Source organism: Rhodococcus sp. 05-2255-1e (assembly GCF_002259025.1).
GTDB classification, from domain to species: Bacteria; Actinomycetota; Actinomycetes; order Mycobacteriales; family Mycobacteriaceae; genus Rhodococcoides; species Rhodococcoides fascians.
Genome location: NZ_NOZE01000017.1, coordinates 1 through 14,900, shown reverse-complemented (window position 1 = coordinate 14,900; position 14,900 = coordinate 1). Strand labels below are relative to the sequence as shown.

23 protein-coding genes are annotated in these 14,900 nt (G+C 62.5%); 17 read left to right on the top strand and 6 right to left on the bottom strand.

Features of this window, described 5'->3' with window-relative positions:
• Nucleotides 1–131: 131 nt before the first annotated feature.
• The 5 genes from CH262_RS28505 to CH262_RS27595 form a co-directional block, all read right to left on the bottom strand.
• Nucleotides 132–377, bottom strand: a complete 246-nt coding sequence (locus CH262_RS28505; protein ID WP_441344382.1) for a DUF7683 domain-containing protein — start codon at nt 375–377, stop codon at nt 132–134.
• 135 nt (nt 378–512) lie between these two features.
• The gene (locus CH262_RS14070; protein ID WP_032387001.1) at nt 513–752 is read right to left on the bottom strand and encodes a DUF7683 domain-containing protein; all 240 of its coding nucleotides are present in this window, start codon (nt 750–752) and stop codon (nt 513–515) included.
• Nucleotides 753–859: 107 nt separating this feature from the next.
• Nucleotides 860–2,062, bottom strand: coding sequence for a colicin E3/pyocin S6 family cytotoxin (locus tag CH262_RS14065; protein WP_218829304.1), 1,203 nt, complete (start codon nt 2,060–2,062; stop codon nt 860–862).
• Nucleotides 2,062–2,349: a WXG100 family type VII secretion target gene (locus CH262_RS14060; RefSeq protein WP_032387002.1), complete on the bottom strand. Its 288-nt coding sequence runs from the start codon at nt 2,347–2,349 to the stop codon at nt 2,062–2,064. Before CH262_RS14060 ends, CH262_RS14065 begins: the two co-directional genes overlap by 1 nt.
• Nucleotides 2,349–2,654, bottom strand: a complete 306-nt coding sequence (locus tag CH262_RS27595) for a WXG100 family type VII secretion target (RefSeq protein ID WP_179275003.1) — start codon at nt 2,652–2,654, stop codon at nt 2,349–2,351. Before CH262_RS27595 ends, CH262_RS14060 begins: the two co-directional genes overlap by 1 nt.
• Nucleotides 2,655–3,160: 506 nt before the next feature.
• Here CH262_RS27595 and rpsH point away from each other — a divergent pair.
• From rpsH to map, 9 genes are all read left to right on the top strand, one after another.
• Nucleotides 3,161–3,559 (top strand): 30S ribosomal protein S8, encoded by a 399-nt coding sequence (rpsH, locus tag CH262_RS14050; RefSeq protein ID WP_008718266.1) that lies wholly within the window; start codon nt 3,161–3,163, stop codon nt 3,557–3,559.
• A 13-nt stretch (nt 3,560–3,572) separates the two neighbouring features.
• A complete protein-coding gene (gene rplF / locus CH262_RS14045; protein WP_027496323.1) occupies nt 3,573–4,112 on the top strand; it encodes a 50S ribosomal protein L6 in 540 nt (179 codons plus the stop codon).
• A 1-nt stretch (nt 4,113) separates the two neighbouring features.
• Nucleotides 4,114–4,530 (top strand): 50S ribosomal protein L18, encoded by a 417-nt coding sequence (gene rplR, locus CH262_RS14040; RefSeq protein ID WP_032365631.1) that lies wholly within the window; start codon nt 4,114–4,116, stop codon nt 4,528–4,530.
• A 34-nt stretch (nt 4,531–4,564) separates the two neighbouring features.
• A complete protein-coding gene (rpsE, locus tag CH262_RS14035; RefSeq protein ID WP_032365630.1) occupies nt 4,565–5,239 on the top strand; it encodes a 30S ribosomal protein S5 in 675 nt (224 codons plus the stop codon).
• A complete protein-coding gene (rpmD, locus tag CH262_RS14030) occupies nt 5,239–5,418 on the top strand; it encodes a 50S ribosomal protein L30 (RefSeq protein WP_008718256.1) in 180 nt (59 codons plus the stop codon). Before rpsE ends, rpmD begins: the two co-directional genes overlap by 1 nt.
• A 2-nt stretch (nt 5,419–5,420) precedes the next feature.
• Entirely contained in the window at nt 5,421–5,864 is a 444-nt protein-coding gene (gene rplO, locus CH262_RS14025) for a 50S ribosomal protein L15 (protein WP_027496326.1), read from the top strand.
• Nucleotides 5,865–6,178: 314 nt separating this feature from the next.
• The gene (gene secY, locus CH262_RS14020) at nt 6,179–7,501 is read left to right on the top strand and encodes a preprotein translocase subunit SecY (RefSeq protein ID WP_027496327.1); all 1,323 of its coding nucleotides are present in this window, start codon (nt 6,179–6,181) and stop codon (nt 7,499–7,501) included.
• Nucleotides 7,498–8,052, top strand: a complete 555-nt coding sequence (locus tag CH262_RS14015; RefSeq protein ID WP_027496328.1) for an adenylate kinase — start codon at nt 7,498–7,500, stop codon at nt 8,050–8,052. The genes secY and CH262_RS14015 overlap by 4 nt, the downstream gene beginning before the upstream one ends.
• Nucleotides 8,052–8,849, top strand: coding sequence for a type I methionyl aminopeptidase (map, locus tag CH262_RS14010; RefSeq protein WP_027496329.1), 798 nt, complete (start codon nt 8,052–8,054; stop codon nt 8,847–8,849). The genes CH262_RS14015 and map overlap by 1 nt, the downstream gene beginning before the upstream one ends.
• A 17-nt stretch (nt 8,850–8,866) precedes the next feature.
• On the opposite strand, the gene CH262_RS14005 is transcribed toward map, so the two are convergent.
• Nucleotides 8,867–9,754, bottom strand: a complete 888-nt coding sequence (locus tag CH262_RS14005; RefSeq protein ID WP_032387004.1) for a glycosyltransferase — start codon at nt 9,752–9,754, stop codon at nt 8,867–8,869.
• Nucleotides 9,755–10,052: 298 nt separating this feature from the next.
• Here CH262_RS14005 and infA point away from each other — a divergent pair, with 298 nt between their 5' ends.
• The 8 genes from infA to truA all read left to right on the top strand — a co-directional run bounded on the left by infA (nt 10,053) and on the right by truA (nt 14,783).
• The gene (infA, locus tag CH262_RS14000) at nt 10,053–10,274 is read left to right on the top strand and encodes a translation initiation factor IF-1 (protein ID WP_005140011.1); all 222 of its coding nucleotides are present in this window, start codon (nt 10,053–10,055) and stop codon (nt 10,272–10,274) included.
• Nucleotides 10,275–10,362: 88 nt separating this feature from the next.
• The gene (rpmJ, locus tag CH262_RS13995) at nt 10,363–10,476 is read left to right on the top strand and encodes a 50S ribosomal protein L36 (RefSeq protein WP_025347279.1); all 114 of its coding nucleotides are present in this window, start codon (nt 10,363–10,365) and stop codon (nt 10,474–10,476) included.
• Between the two features lie 204 nt (nt 10,477–10,680).
• Nucleotides 10,681–11,055, top strand: a complete 375-nt coding sequence (rpsM, locus tag CH262_RS13990) for a 30S ribosomal protein S13 (protein WP_027496330.1) — start codon at nt 10,681–10,683, stop codon at nt 11,053–11,055.
• Entirely contained in the window at nt 11,055–11,468 is a 414-nt protein-coding gene (gene rpsK / locus CH262_RS13985; RefSeq protein ID WP_027496331.1) for a 30S ribosomal protein S11, read from the top strand. Before rpsM ends, rpsK begins: the two co-directional genes overlap by 1 nt.
• Before the next feature lie 21 nt (nt 11,469–11,489).
• Nucleotides 11,490–12,095, top strand: coding sequence for a 30S ribosomal protein S4 (rpsD, locus tag CH262_RS13980; RefSeq protein WP_008718223.1), 606 nt, complete (start codon nt 11,490–11,492; stop codon nt 12,093–12,095).
• Nucleotides 12,096–12,194: 99 nt separating this feature from the next.
• Nucleotides 12,195–13,259 (top strand): DNA-directed RNA polymerase subunit alpha, encoded by a 1,065-nt coding sequence (locus CH262_RS13975; protein WP_027496332.1) that lies wholly within the window; start codon nt 12,195–12,197, stop codon nt 13,257–13,259.
• A gap of 34 nt (nt 13,260–13,293) precedes the next feature.
• Entirely contained in the window at nt 13,294–13,881 is a 588-nt protein-coding gene (rplQ, locus tag CH262_RS13970; protein WP_027496333.1) for a 50S ribosomal protein L17, read from the top strand.
• A gap of 5 nt (nt 13,882–13,886) precedes the next feature.
• On the top strand, nt 13,887–14,783 hold the full coding sequence (gene truA / locus CH262_RS13965; protein WP_032365628.1) for a tRNA pseudouridine(38-40) synthase TruA: 897 nt from the start codon (nt 13,887–13,889) through the stop codon (nt 14,781–14,783).
• The last annotated feature ends 117 nt before the right edge of the window (nt 14,784–14,900 follow it).

Genomic DNA, 14,900 nt, shown 5'->3' with positions numbered 1-14,900 from the left:
TCTGTTGCCTTTCGGATGTGGCCGATTGTCCGGTGGACGTTCATCGCTGAGGTGCGGACACTGAGATTGAGATCCGGCCAGAGCGATAACGATACCGAGGTCTACTCTGCATGACGTGTTGTTGGTCATCGTCAATCTGAAGAATAGCCAACTTCGTACTCGCAGTTCTCGTCCAGAGTGATGACTTCGTCCAGGAAAGCTGCAAACTCTGACGCCTTGGACAGCGGAACGTCGTGTTGACGAATCCCAATGGGAAGTTCGTTCTCGTCATCTGCTATTCCGAGAATCCTCCCGACTACCGCGGCTGACATGTCGTGAAGGACATGTTCGCCCATAAGGAGTTGGGTAGTCTTATCGAATTTCTCTAGGTGCCACATCTTAGTTTTCAGAAGTTAGTGAGAACAAGCGCGTTCCGTGTGACCGGCAATCGCTTGATCAGTCGAATAGATTCTGGTATCACGTGTGCTCCAGTCTCAGGTAGTTCACCACCCACGTATCGAATTTCCCATTCCTCAGTCGGTGAACAAGCCGATGAAGTATTCATTATCGGAGCTGACTCTGAAATCGCCCTCGATGTACTTGGCGAACTTCGGCACGTCGGCCAATGCGACTGGGTACGGTCCCATTTCGAGTGGAAGTTCACTTTCATCGACGTCAATCAGTTCTCTGATTTCGTCTCCGGTGATAGCAGTCAGGAGGTAGCTGTCCGCGATCAAATCGGTTTGGTTATCGTATGATTCCAAGTACCACATTGTCTTCTCCTTGTTGGTAGTAGTCAGACCGTGCTGCCTTATTCTCGAGCGGTCGTGAACCGGCGTCGTGTCAGGTTCGAGTTGCCAGGATGTCGGGCCTCGGTTGGTCATCGACCAGGCTTTCTAGTGGGATCTGGGGGCTTGGTTTGTGCTCCGGTATTCGGATCGAATTCGCCTAAGTGCTTGCCGTTCTTGCTGTATTTCTCGACTGCGCCGTGCTGGCTATCCCATTCGTAGATGTTCCCTTTGTCGTCAGTCCACCGCGTTCTGCGGTTGAGCGGTTTTCCTCGTGTGGCGTTTGGAAAGCCTGGCAGACCGCCCCGGGGCGCGGGATGGTAGTGCCAATTTCCTCCACCAGTGTTTGCGTGGAATGTCGTCGGACTCGCTTCGAGGAGCGGTTGCACGTCCGATGCGATTCCGATGGCCGCCGCCCCGGTTGCCACGGTGACACCGACGGCAATTGCCGACGCCGCTTCCACTCCGGTGAGGACGGCGATGACACTTCCGGCAATGACGCTGCCCGTTGCGCCCGTGACGGCGACCGTTCCCACACCGAGTGTGAAGAAGCCGGCAACTGCACCGGCGATCGTGCCGGCAACGATGGCCGTCCCCACGATATCGATGACGCTCTGGTGAGCCTCCTGAATGGTGGTGGCCCATTCGCCGCAAGCGCTCGCGAGAATGTCGAATTGGTCGGCGACGTTGTGCGCAGCGATGTAGACGCCGTCCATCTGGGCGAGGACCTGCGGCAATTCGTCGGAGGCAAGTTCCTCGATGCCGGTCCATGCGGAGTTCGTTTCGTCGCTCGCTCGGCGTAGCTCCTCGGCGGCGGTGCGCCACGCGCTTCCGAGACCCCGCAACTTGTCCGGATTGCCGTTGGGCCACATGTGGCCCTGTAGCCATCGCGTGATCAGGCCCCACCCCATCGGAGCGTCGGTGTCGCCGCCGTAGGAACCGTTGAAGCGCGGTGTATCCGTATGAGGAAGTTGTGGGGGAGTGGGTAGCGGTGGGGGCGGCGGAACGGTGTTCGCATTCTCCGCGTTGGCGTGGTTGACGCCGGTTGCCGCCAGCAGATCATGAAGTTTGCCGAACGCATTCGTGATGTCGGTTCCTGTGGAAACCGCGTCGAATGCCGCGGAATCGTAACTGTCTGCCCAAGACTTTCCTGCGTTGTCGGTGCCTGCGCAGCCCCAGTTGCGGTCGAGTTCCGCGGCGAGTTCCGCCATCGCGCCGCTCGATATGGTCTTGGCACTGCCGTACCGGGAAGCCGCATCGGCAAGGATGTCCGGGTCGACGCTGATCGGGCCCATCAGGGCCACATTCGTTTGTTGTGGTCCACGGCTGCGCGGTAGCGATCATGGGCGCCTCGTGCCAGCGTGCCGAGTTGGGCGAGCGCGGTTCGCATATCGTTCAGTTCCTGCCGTAGTAGCTCGTGCTTCGAGCGGTGCGCCTCGGGCGCTTCGCCCTCCCATTCGATGCCGAGATCGTTCACCTCGCGCTCGACATCGGCGATCGCGGATTCGATCGTGGCTCCAACTACATGCGCGCGATCGACAAGAGCGAGAATCCGCTCGACGTCGGCGACATAGCGTGCCATCAACGGTCCAACCGCAGGCCGGAATTCATCACGTGCGCGTCGATCTTCTTGTCCGCTGCGGTGTAGTCGATTGCAACGCGATCGAGCAGCGCAGCGTCCTCGGTCAGCGCGCCACACATCTTCCGAGCCGAATCGACCCATTCCGCCCACAGAACTGCGTGGGAATCGGCCGCGTTGCCCGTCCAGGAGGAATCCATCAACTCCTCGGCGTCACGGCGGATGAGGTCGATGTCGTCCCACAGCGCATCGGCGAGACCGGATATTCGGGCTGCGGCTTGACGTATGCGGTCCGGATCGGCTCTCACAGCGTCTTCCGGGACGGACCCGGCCACGGTCGGACGCCGACCGTTTCGAAAAGACCATTCGAATGCATCGAACCCCCCGGAGCGATGGAATGATGTCGGAAGGCTACTGCATCGAACCGACGAACGCGGTCGTGTTTGCCGCCTCGCACCGGCAGCGTGCCCTCGAGCACTACCACGATCGATTTTGAGAATGGCACCCGGTTCCCTACACTAGAGCGGTTGCCCGGGCTTCGTCGTGCCTGCACGCGAGTCCTTGCAATACAGAACGCAACCTCGAGTTCTCCGTACGTCAGCATTGAACATGCGGAAGCTCGTAACACCTGGCAGTGCAGCGATGCATTGCTTGGAGCGCAACCCCTGACCGGCAACAGTCGGTCAGGACATGTTCACTTCGCTGTAGGCCCACGATGTGACGAGCCAGGCCCGATGGGTTCTCCGGAACCCCAAGGCACCAGCCCGCGCGTGCTGCATGGGAACCGCTGCGAGAAAGGTGCACAGGTCACACCATGACGATGACCGATCCAATTGCAGACTTCTTGACCCGTCTGCGCAACGCCAACTCGGCGTACCACGACGAGGTGAAGCTTCCCCACTCGAAGCTCAAGGCGAACATCGCCGAGATCCTCAAGCGCGAGGGCTACATCTCCGATTACCGCACGGAAGACGCCGAGGTGGGCAAGACCCTCATCGTCGATCTGAAGTACGGCCCGAGCCGTGAGCGCAGCCTCGCCGGCGTGCGACGCGTCTCCAAGCCCGGTCTCCGGGTGTACGCAAAATCCACCAATCTGCCCAAGGTTCTCGGCGGCCTGGGCGTGGCGATCATCTCCACGTCCACCGGTCTGCTCACGGAGCGTCAGGCTGCCAAGCAGGGTGTGGGCGGAGAAGTCCTCGCCTACGTCTGGTAGGGGAGGCCACACCATGTCACGTATTGGAAAATTGCCGGTCGCAGTCCCCGCTGGCGTCGATATCACCATCGACGGCCAGGACGTTGCGGTCAAGGGCCCCAAGGGTGCCCTGAGCCTGACAGTCGCCGAGCCCATCAAGATCGCCCGCGCCGACGACGGCACCATCGCCGTCACTCGGCCCGACGACGAGCGTAAGAGTCGCTCGCTGCATGGTCTCTCGCGCACTCTCGTCGCGAACCTCATCACCGGTGTCACCAACGGTTACACCACCAAGATGGAGATTCACGGCGTCGGTTACCGCGTCGTACTCAAGGGCAAGGACCTCGAGTTCGCACTCGGTTACAGCCATCCCGTGCTGATCGAAGCACCCGAGGGCATCACGTTCACGGTCGAGTCGCCCACGCGATTCACCGTTGTCGGCATCGACAAGCAGAAGGTCGGTCAGATCTCTGCCAACATTCGTCGTCTGCGGCGTCCGGACCCGTACAAGGGCAAGGGCATCCGCTACGAGGGTGAAGTGATCCGCCGCAAGGTCGGAAAGACGGGTAAGTGATATGAGCCAGCAAACAGCAGACAAGGCGAACGTCGTCAAGCGCACACCGCGCGGCACCGACGTCTCGACGAAGCGTCGCCTGTCGAAGGCACGTCGTCACTTCCGCCTTCGTAAGAAGATCTCCGGAACGCCCGAGCGTCCGCGCTTGGTCGTCAACCGGTCCTCGCGTCACATCCACGTGCAGTTGATCGACGACCTGGCGGGCCACACGCTGGCCAGCGCGTCGAGCATCGAAGCCGATGTGCGCGCACTCGAGGGCGACAAGAAGGCCGTCAGCGCGAAGGTCGGCGAGCTCATCGCCAGCCGTGCGAAGGCAGCCGGCGTCGAGGCAGTCGTGTTCGACCGCGGCGGCAACAACTACAGCGGCCGCATCGCGGCACTCGCAGACGCTGCCCGCGAAGGCGGGTTGACGTTCTGATGATGACAATGACTGACAACGGAAGGACAGCCTGATGCCGGGACGTCAACGGCGTGACGGCGGAAGCGGCCCCGCCGGACAGAACAGTGGCCCCAACGCAGGTGGCGACAACAACCAGCGCGGCGACAACCGCGGTGGTGGCGGTCGCGATCGTCGTGACAACGGCCGTGGCGGCAACGCTGCGGACAAGTCGAACTTCATCGAGAAGGTCGTCACGATCAACCGCGTCTCCAAGGTGGTCAAGGGTGGTCGACGCTTCAGCTTCACCGCCCTCGTCATCGTCGGTGACGGCAACGGACTGGTCGGCGTCGGCTACGGCAAGGCCAAGGAAGTTCCCGCGGCCATCCAGAAGGGTGTCGAGGAGGCTCGCAAGAGCTTCTTCCGCGTCCCGATGATCGCCGGCACCATCACCCACCCCATCCAGGGCGAAGCCGCTGCCGGCGTCGTCATGTTGCGTCCGGCCAGCGCCGGTACCGGCGTCATCGCCGGTGGTGCTGTTCGCGCAGTGCTGGAGTGCGCCGGTGTCCACGACGTGCTGTCGAAGTCGCTCGGTAGCGACAACGCCATCAACGTCGTGCACGCGACCGTCGCAGCCCTCAAGGGTCTGCAGCGTCCCGAGGAAGTTGCGGCTCGCCGCGGCCTGACCCTCGAAGAGGTTGCACCCGCCGGAATGCTGCGCGCACGCGCACAGGCAGGAGCGGTGAAGTAATGGCTCAGCTGAAGGTCACTCAGATCAAGAGCACCATCGGCCAGAAGGCGAACCAGCGTGACAGCCTGCGTACTCTCGGGCTCAAGGGCATCCGCCAGACGGTCGTCCGCGAGGACAACCCGCAGAACCGCGGACTGGTCAACACGGTGCGCCACCTCGTAACTGTTGAGGAGGTCTAACCATGACCATCAAACTGCACCACCTGCGCCCCGCAGCCGGATCCAAGTCGACGAAGATTCGCGTCGGCCGTGGTGAAGGTGGCAAGCGCGGCAAGACCGCAGGTCGCGGTACCAAGGGAACCGGCGCACGCAAGAACGTGCCGGCACGCTTCGAGGGTGGCCAGATGCCCCTCCACATGCGGCTCCCGAAGCTCAAGGGCTTCACCAACCGCAACCGTGTCGTGTTCCAGGTCGTGAACCTGCGCGACATCGAGCGCCTGTTCCCCGAGGGTGGTCAGATCGGTATCCCCGAGCTGATCGCCAAGGGAGCTGTTCGCAAGAACGAGCTCGTCAAGGTTCTCGGAGACGGAAACCTCACCGTGAAGGTCGATATCTCGGCCAACAAGTTCACGGGCTCCGCCAAGGAAAAGATCGCCGCTGCCGGCGGTTCTGCAACCGAGGTATGAGCATTGCTTCGATGTGCTGAGTAGCAGCGCGTCGAGCAGCAGTTCGTGACGATGGCCGCAGCCACAGCTCTCGTAGCTGAGCTGCGGCCATCGTTGCCTACACGGAATGTCGTGTGTGTCGACCGATCGGCCAGGGTCCAACACTGACCGTCGGTCCGGTCGATGCGCACTGTTAGAGTTCTAGAGTTCAGAGAAGTTCGTATCGATGCGGTCGATGTATGTCGTCCGCAGTCCATGCTCGTGAGGCTCACGGGAGCATCAGTCGCTCCCGACGAAGCACTCGCGGCGTCAACGCAGTCGTGCCAGGAGGATCTTTGCTTTCCGCCTTCGTGTCGGCCCTCAGGACTCCTGACCTGAGACGGAAGATCCTCTTCACGCTCGGTCTGGTGGCCCTGTATCGCTTCGGTGCAACACTGCCGTCGCCGGGTGTCGACTACGCCAATGTCCGAGCATGCATCGACCAGGTCTCCGGTGGAGATTCGGCGGGCATCTACTCGTTGATCAACTTGTTCTCCGGTGGAGCGCTCCTCCAGCTCTCGGTGTTCGCGATCGGCATCATGCCGTACATCACCGCCAGCATCATCGTGCAGCTGCTCACCGTCGTCATCCCCAAGTTCGAGGAACTCCGCAAGGAGGGACAGTCGGGCCAGGCCAAGATGACGCAGTACACGCGTTACCTGTCGATCGCACTGGCCATCCTGCAGGCGACCGGCCTGGTGGCCCTCGCTTCGCGCGGCCAGTTGCTCCAGGGATGTCAGCAGGACATCATCGCCGACCAGTCCATCTTCGGGCTCGTCATCATCGTGCTGGTCATGACTGCAGGCGCAGCCGTCGTGATGTGGTTCGGCGAGGTCATCACCGAGCGCGGTGTCGGCAACGGAATGTCGCTGCTGATCTTCGCCGGAATTGCGTCGCGCATCCCGTCCGAGGGCAACTCGATTCTGGAGAGCCGCGGCGGGTTGGTCTTCGGGTTCGTCTGCTTCGCAGCGTTCCTCATCATCACCGGTGTGGTCTTCGTCGAGCAGGGTCAGCGCCGAATCCCGGTCCAGTACGCCAAGCGCATGGTCGGGCGGAAGATGTACGGCGGCTCGTCCACGTATCTGCCGCTCAAGGTCAACCAGGCCGGCGTCATCCCGGTGATCTTCGCGTCCTCGCTCCTCTACCTACCCAATCTCATCGCCCAGCTCACGTCCGCCAGCACCGCAACCGATCCGAGCTGGTGGCAGCGGATCATCAACGAGTATCTGGTGAACCCGGCGAACCCGGTGTACATCGCTATCTTCTTCGGGCTGATCGTCTTCTTCACGTACTTCTACGTGGCGATCACGTTCAACCCCGAAGAGCGGGCCGACGAGATGAAGAAGTTCGGTGGATTCATCCCGGGCATTCGACCGGGTAAGCCGACAGCCGATTACCTCAACTACGTTCTCAGTCGCATCACGCTGCCCGGTGCGGTGTACCTGGGCACCATTGCGGTGCTTCCCAACCTGTTCCTCGACATCGGCAGTTCGGGCGGAGCTCAAAACCTTCCGTTCGGTGGTACCGCCGTGTTGATCATGGTCAGCGTGGGCCTCGACACCGTGAAGCAGATCGAAAGCCAGCTGATGCAGCGTAACTACGAAGGGTTCCTCAAGTGAGACTTGTTCTGCTCGGTCCCCCCGGTGCCGGCAAAGGCACTCAGGCCGTCCTCCTCTCCGAGAAGCTGGGCGTGCCACACATCTCGACAGGCGATCTCTTTCGCGCCAACATCGGCGAGAAGACCCCGCTCGGATTGGAAGCGAAGAAGTACCTCGACGCGGGCGACCTCGTGCCGAGCGAGCTCACCGTGGACATGGTGCGCAGTCGACTCGCCGAGCCCGACGCCGTCAACGGATTCCTGCTCGACGGTTTCCCGCGTTCGGTCGGTCAGGCCGAAGCTCTGGTCGACATCCTCTCCGACCTGAACGCGCATCTCGATGCAGTGCTGTCCTTCGTCGTCGACGAGGACGTCGTCGTGGACCGCATGCTGGCGCGCGGCCGTGAGGACGACAAAGAGGACGTCATCCGTAATCGGCTCAAGGTGTACCGCGACGAGACGGCACCGCTGTTGGACTACTACTCCGACAAGCTGGTCACCGTCGATGCGATCGGTGAGGTGGACGAAGTCAACGCCCGCGCGCTGAAGTCCATCGAGGACCACGGCAAGTAATGGCGTTCGGCCGTAAACGAAAAGTCGTCCCGTTCAAGAGCGCTGGTGAGCTCGACGCGATGGCGGCAGCCGGTGCCGTGGTAGGTGCCGCTCTCGTCGCCGTACGAGATGCAGCCAAGCCCGGGGTCTCGACGCTCGAACTCGACCGAGTTGCCGAGGCGGTCATCCGTGATGCCGGTGCGGTGCCCTCTTTCCTGGGGTACCACGGTTTCACCGGCAGCATCTGCTCCTCGGTGAACGACCGCGTGGTGCACGGCATTCCTTCGGCGGACGAGTTGTTGGTCGCCGGGGATCTCGTGTCCATCGACTGCGGTGCCGTTCTGGACGGTTGGCACGGAGATTCGGCGTGGACGTTCGGCGTCGGCGACATCATCGAGGCCGATGCGTTGCTGAGTGATGCGACGAGGCTTTCCATGGAGGCCGGGATCGCAGCGATGATCCCCGGCAATCGTCTGACCGACATCTCCCACGCCATCGAGTCCGGTACGCACGCGGCCGAGGATGCTCACGGTCGTAAATACGGAATCGTCGACGGTTACGGCGGCCACGGAATCGGCCGCGAAATGCATATGGACCCGTTCCTCGCGAACGAGGGCGCGCCGGGCAAAGGCCCGGAGCTCGTGGTGGGTTCCACGCTGGCCATCGAACCGATGTTGACGCTCGGTACCTACGAGACCGACATTCTCGACGACGGGTGGACTGTGGTGACCACCGATGGTTCACGCGCGGCGCACTGGGAACACACGGTCGCGGTGACCGAGGACGGCCCGCGAATCCTGACGGTTCGGCCTCGCTAGAACTACCAGGTCAACGCTCACCAGGTGAGTGACGAGTACCGGCGGCCCCCTCGGATGAGTCCGAGGTGGGCTGCCGTCAGGCGCAGCCAGAGGCGAGTCGGCATCCGAGTCAGTGCGGTCGGCAGCAATGGGTTTCGTACCGCGAGCGCGAGGAGCGCTACGGAAATTGTGCGGATTCGGAACGGCGGGCATCCGGCAGCCCGATACATTCCGCGGACGTGGGCCGATCCGTATCCCAGTGCCCCCGCCTGTTTCCAATTGTCCCGGTAGCCGGTACGCAGACGATATTCGACCAGCGGCTCGGCTATGAAGTGCAGGCGGGCACCCGATTGCTGTGCGCGCCAGGAGAATTCCATGTCCTCGCTGGCATGAACGAATTCGAGCATCCCACCGAGATCTCGGTAGGTCGACGCGCGGCACGCCATACTCGCCCCGATGACGAACGGGCGAAAGGGCGACTTGCCCTGATTCGAAGGTGGGGCGAACGGAACTGCGGCGCGCGTCGCTTCGGAGTTCAGCGCCTCGGTGCTCAGGCCGGTTCCCACGAGGTCGTAGCTGTTCAGTTCGGCGGTGATGCGCCGCAGCCATGTCGGGTGTACGACGTCGTCGGCATCACAGAAGGCCAGCAGCGGGCCCTCGGCTGCTTCCGCACCGCGATTGCGGGCATGCGACGCGCCCGGGGTGCCGGACGAATCGACGTACTTCAGATTCAAGCGGGCCCGTAGTGCGTGGTCCTCCACGAACTCGCGCACTCCGTCGGTCGAGCCGTTGTCGCTGACGACGACCTCGAACGGGCCGTCGTAGTTCTGGTGGGCGAGCGCGCGTAGTTGCTCGTCGAGCACATCTCTGGCGTTGTGTACGGGAATGATCACGGAGACGGCTGGGCCGGACGGGTTGGAACTCAAGAGGGCACCTTGCGGGCTCGGTGGCTGAACGATGGCGGGCGGACGAAAGGTTAGCTCAGTTAATCTAACGTCGCCATCCGACGCGTTTCGTGCCCGCTTCGCGCGCATTTGGCCAGATGTGTCTTTGCCGGTAACATAGATCGACGGTGCGCCCTGCGTACCGGATGTTCGCATGCCTCGAGGGCTGTGCGGCCCTCCGGCGATACTCCGACTCGGTTCCGAGGAGTCGGTCAGTGGGCATCACGGTAACGGAAACAGATGCAATCAACCAGGTGTGAGAGCCAGGATCGCGGAGGATATGGCCAAGAAAGACGGTGCTATCGAGGTAGAGGGCCGAGTTGTCGAACCGCTGCCCAATGCGATGTTTCGCATTGAGCTCGAAAACGGCCACAAGGTACTCGCCCACATCAGCGGAAAGATGCGTCAGCACTACATCCGCATCCTTCCCGAGGATCGCGTCGTGGTAGAGCTTTCGCCCTACGACCTCACGCGTGGACGCATCGTTTACCGCTACAAGTAAGAGCTTCCTCGGCCATGTCCGGTCGGGGAGAACCATGCTCGGTCCGCTGCTCGCAGCGCGTCCGAGCTACACACAGGAGATCAACGACGTGAAGGTTCAGCCGAGCGTCAAGAAGATCTGCGAGAAGTGCAAGGTGATTCGTCGTAACGGACGCGTCATGGTGATCTGCGACAACCTGCGTCACAAGCAGCGTCAGGGATAACCACCGAGCATCACGCACGTCGGCTTGGCAACAGCTAGAAGATGACCTCCCAGCACCAACCGCAACACACGCGTTGCGGCAGACCCCCGGCACGGAGGCCGGGGCCCCACTGAGTTTGTTGAAAGACGCTTCCCACCCCAGCGGTGAGAAGGACACAGGGGACGGACTGGGAGCAGACCTCCGGACAAGAAAAGGAAATGCCACATGGCACGTCTCGCAGGTGTGGATCTGCCGCGCGAAAAGCGCATGGAGATCGCACTGACTTACATCTACGGCGTCGGCCGTACCCGCTCCAAGGAAATTCTCGCAGCAACGGGCGTCAGCCCCGACCTGCGCAGCAAGGATCTCGGCGACGACGATCTGCGCAAGCTCAGCGATTACATCAACGAGTCCCTCAAGGTCGAGGGCGATCTGCGCCGCGAGGTGCAGGCCGACATCCGACGCAAGATCGAAATCGGCTGCTACCAGGGTCTTCGCCACCGTCGTGGTCTGCCCGTCCGTGGACAGCGCACCAAGACCAATGCGCGTACCCGTAAGGGACCCAAGCGCACCATTGCCGGCAAGAAGAAGGCGAAGTAATGCCCCCCAAAGCACGCGGTACCGGTCCGAAGAAGGCGCAGAAGACGCGTCGCAGGGACAAGAAGAACGTCCCGCACGGATCTGCGCACATCAAGAGCACGTTCAACAACACGATCGTGTCGATCACCGACCCCGCCGGAAACGTCATCTCGTGGGCGTCCTCGGGACACGTGGGCTTCAAGGGCTCGCGCAAGTCGACTCCGTTCGCCGCACAGCTCGCAGCCGAGAACGCTGCGCGCAAGGCTCAGGAGCACGGCGTCAAGAAGGTCGACGTGTTCGTCAAGGGTCCCGGCTCCGGCCGTGAGACCGCGATCCGCTCACTTCAGGCCGCAGGCCTCGAGGTCGGCACCATCTCCGATGTCACCCCTCAGCCGCACAACGGCTGCCGTCCGCCCAAGCGGCGTCGGGTCTAGCGGGAAGGAAAGGTTTAGAAAATGGCACGTTATACCGGTCCTATCACCCGCAAGTCGCGTCGTCTGCGCGTCGACCTCGTCGGAGGCGACCAGGCGTTCGAGCGTCGTCCCTACCCGCCCGGCCAGCACGGCCGCGCGCGGATCAAGGAGAGCGAGTACCTGCTCCAGCTGCAGGAGAAGCAGAAGGCTCGCTTCACCTACGGCGTCATGGAGAAGCAGTTCCGTCTGTACTACAAGGAAGCCAACAGGGCCGCCGGCAAGACCGGTGAGAACCTGCTGACCATCCTCGAGACTCGCCTCGACAACGTCGTCTACCGTGCGGGTCTCGCACGTACGCGTCGTCAGGCACGCCAGCTGGTCACCCATGGCCACTTCCTCGTGAACAACAAGCGAGTGGACATCCCCAGCTACCGCGTCTCGCAGTACGACATCATCGATGTCCGCGAGAAGTCCGCGCAGACCCTGCCGATCCAGATCGCTCGTGAGAGCTACGGCGATCGTCCGGTGGCTCCGTGGCTGCAGGTCGTCCCCAACCGTCTTCGCATCCTGGTTCACCGGGTGCCGGAGCGCGCACAGATCGATGTGCCGCTCCAGGAGCAGCTCATCGTCGAGTACTACTCGAAGTAAGGCGCAGCACGCATGTGAGTCTCCCCGCGAGGCTCACATGCGTCTTCGCCTCCACACGTGGGCGTCAAATAGCGGACGCCCGTACAGGAGGAACACAGAATGCTCATTTCACAGCGCCCGACGCTGACCGAAGAGGTCATCGCCGACAACCGCTCGAAATTCGTCATCGAGCCGCTCGAGCCCGGCTTCGGTTACACACTCGGCAACTCGCTCCGCCGCACCCTGCTGTCGTCGATCCCCGGCGCTGCTGTCACCAGCATCCGTATCGACGGCGTCCTCCACGAATTCACCACCGTTCCCGGAGTCAAGGAAGATGTCACCGACATCATCCTGAACCTCAAGGGACTCGTGGTGAGCTCCGAAGAAGACGAGCCGGTCACCATGTACGTCCGCAAGCAGGGCCCCGGCGCTGTCACCGCAGGCGACATCGTGCCTCCGGCCGGCGTCACGGTGAACAATCCGGATCTGCACATCGCGACCCTGAACGACAAGGGCAAGTTGGAGATCGAGCTCGTCGTCGAGCGCGGTCGCGGCTACGTCCCCGCCGTTCAGAACAAGGCATCGGGTGCCGAGATCGGCCGTATTCCGGTCGACTCGATCTACTCGCCCGTGCTCAAGGTCACCTACAAGGTGGAGGCCACCCGCGTCGAACAGCGCACCGACTTCGATCGGCTCGTTCTCGACGTGGAGACCAAGAATTCCATCACCGCGCGGGACGCGCTCGCTTCGGCGGGCAAGACCCTGGTTGAGCTCTTCGGCCTCGCCCGTGAGCTGAACGTCGAAGCAGAAGGCATCGAGATCGGACCCTCGCCCGCCGAGGCCGATCACATCGCATCCTTCGGACTCCCCATCGAGGATCTGGACCTGACGGTTCGTTCCTACAACTGCCTCAAGCGCGAAGGTGTTCACACCGTCGGTGAGTTGGTTGGTCGTACCGAGTCCGATCTGCTCGACATCCGTAACTTCGGGCAGAAGTCCATCGACGAGGTGAAGGTCAAGCTGCACTCGCTCGGCCTTTCCCTCAAGGACAGCCCCGCGTCGTTCGATCCGAGCACCGTGCCTGGCTACGACGCCACCACCGGCACGTGGAGTGACACCGACGCAGGCTCCTTCGGCGATACCGAAGGCGCCGAGCAGGACTACGCCGAGACAGAACAGCTGTAATCAGCTCGCTGGAGCTCTTACTAGGAGATTCATCATGCCCAAGCCCACCAAGGGCCGCCGTCTCGGCGGGTCGGCGTCACACCAGAAGGCCATCCTGGCCAACCTGGCGACGTCACTCTTCGAGCACGGCCGCATCACCACCACCGAGTCGAAGGCCAAGCGCCTTCGTCCCCACGCCGAGAAGCTCGTCACCCATGCCAAGAAGGGTGATCTGGCCCATCGTCGTGAGGTTCTCAAGACGATCAACAACAAAGATGTCGTGCACAAGCTCTTCGCCGAGATCGGGCCTTTCTTCGCCGATCGCGACGGTGGCTACACGCGCATCATCAAGACCGTCCCCCGTAAGGGTGACAACTCGCCGATGGCCATCATCGAGCTCGTCAACGAGCAGACGGTGTCCAACGAAGCCGACCGCGCACGCCGCGTGAAGGCATCGAAGGCTGCTCCCGCCGCAACCGAGGCTCCGGCCGAGGACACTGCAGACGACAACGTCGTCGAGGCTGTCGAAGCCGACGCGACCGACGCCGAGGTGGCCAACGCCGACGCAGTCATCGAAGGCATCGAGGACAACGACGCTCACGCGTCGGACGCCCCCGAGGCCGAGGATGCGAAGAAGGACTAGTCCTTGTGAGCTCCGAGCACGACCGAAGCGGGCCCGCCATTTCCTCAGGAGATGGCGGGCCCGCTTTGTCGGTCCCCACCAGATATCGGCTCGACATCTCGTACGACGGCACGAACTTCTCCGGCTGGGCTCGGCAACCCGGTATCCGAACCGTGTGTGGCGTGCTCGAGGAGGCTTTCTCCACTGTGCTCCGTCAACCGGTCGAGCTGACCGTGGCCGGTCGAACCGACGCCGGAGTGCACGCGACCGGTCAGGTTGCACATTTCGACGCCGTGGGTGTGCCGGACGAGCACGACCGGTTGATTCGAAGAATGGCGCGCTTTCTTCCCTCCGACGTCCGGGTTCGTGCGATCACGAAGGTCTCGCCTGACTTCGACGCTCGGTTCTCGGCATATCGCCGTCACTACGAGTACCGATTCGGCACAGCGCTCTACGGCGTAGATCCTCTGGATGTCGCCGGTGTCGTGTCCTGGCCTCGGCCGATCGATCTGGACGCGGTACGCGAGGCGTCGCAGGCACTGATCGGACTGCACGATTTCGCAGCGTTCTGCAAGAGGCGAGACGGTGCCACGACGGTGCGAGAACTGCAGCGCTTCGACTGGGAACGCGAGGGGGATCGATTGACCGCGTACGTCAGCGCCGATGCGTTCTGCTGGTCGATGGTGCGCAGTCTGGTCGGGGCGATGCAGGCCGTCGGTGAAGGACGACGAACCCCCGACTGGGCACGTTCCCTGCTCGGTCGTCGAGAACGCGCGAGCGAGGTGGCAGTGGCCCCGGCCCACGGACTTGCCCTGGTGCGGGTCGACTATCCACCAGCCGACATGTTGGCCGCGCGCAATGCTGCCACCCGGGAGACTCGACCGGCAATCGTCGGCGACGAATGTTGTGGAGGAGAAGGATGAGCGACGATCGCGCCGGGTCCGGTGCCGACACGATGCAGCCGATTCGTCTCGCGGTGGTCACCGGCAGTGTTCGGGAGGGGCGGGTGTCCGTCACTCTGGACGTACGGGCCAACGCCC

What these genes read in the sequence shown, in the direction of transcription:
- CH262_RS14070 (WP_032387001.1), bottom strand. Translation starts at nt 752, where the DNA reads ATGTGGTACTTGGAATCATACGATAACCAAACCGATTTGATCGCGGAC.
- map (WP_027496329.1), top strand. Translation starts at nt 8,052, where the DNA reads ATGGCGTTCGGCCGTAAACGAAAAGTCGTCCCGTTCAAGAGCGCTGGT.
- CH262_RS28505 (WP_441344382.1), bottom strand. Translation starts at nt 377, where the DNA reads ATGTGGCACCTAGAGAAATTCGATAAGACTACCCAACTCCTTATGGGC.
- CH262_RS13975 (WP_027496332.1), top strand. Translation starts at nt 12,195, where the DNA reads ATGCTCATTTCACAGCGCCCGACGCTGACCGAAGAGGTCATCGCCGAC.
- rpsE (WP_032365630.1), top strand. Translation starts at nt 4,565, where the DNA reads ATGCCGGGACGTCAACGGCGTGACGGCGGAAGCGGCCCCGCCGGACAG.
- rpsK (WP_027496331.1), top strand. Translation starts at nt 11,055, where the DNA reads ATGCCCCCCAAAGCACGCGGTACCGGTCCGAAGAAGGCGCAGAAGACG.
- CH262_RS14065 (WP_218829304.1), bottom strand. Translation starts at nt 2,062, where the DNA reads ATGGGCCCGATCAGCGTCGACCCGGACATCCTTGCCGATGCGGCTTCC.
- rpmD (WP_008718256.1), top strand. Translation starts at nt 5,239, where the DNA reads ATGGCTCAGCTGAAGGTCACTCAGATCAAGAGCACCATCGGCCAGAAG.
- rplR (WP_032365631.1), top strand. Translation starts at nt 4,114, where the DNA reads ATGAGCCAGCAAACAGCAGACAAGGCGAACGTCGTCAAGCGCACACCG.
- rplF (WP_027496323.1), top strand. Translation starts at nt 3,573, where the DNA reads ATGTCACGTATTGGAAAATTGCCGGTCGCAGTCCCCGCTGGCGTCGAT.
- rpsM (WP_027496330.1), top strand. Translation starts at nt 10,681, where the DNA reads ATGGCACGTCTCGCAGGTGTGGATCTGCCGCGCGAAAAGCGCATGGAG.
- rplO (WP_027496326.1), top strand. Translation starts at nt 5,421, where the DNA reads ATGACCATCAAACTGCACCACCTGCGCCCCGCAGCCGGATCCAAGTCG.
- rplQ (WP_027496333.1), top strand. Translation starts at nt 13,294, where the DNA reads ATGCCCAAGCCCACCAAGGGCCGCCGTCTCGGCGGGTCGGCGTCACAC.
- rpsD (WP_008718223.1), top strand. Translation starts at nt 11,490, where the DNA reads ATGGCACGTTATACCGGTCCTATCACCCGCAAGTCGCGTCGTCTGCGC.
- CH262_RS14060 (WP_032387002.1), bottom strand. Translation starts at nt 2,349, where the DNA reads ATGGCACGCTATGTCGCCGACGTCGAGCGGATTCTCGCTCTTGTCGAT.
- rpsH (WP_008718266.1), top strand. Translation starts at nt 3,161, where the DNA reads ATGACGATGACCGATCCAATTGCAGACTTCTTGACCCGTCTGCGCAAC.
- infA (WP_005140011.1), top strand. Translation starts at nt 10,053, where the DNA reads ATGGCCAAGAAAGACGGTGCTATCGAGGTAGAGGGCCGAGTTGTCGAA.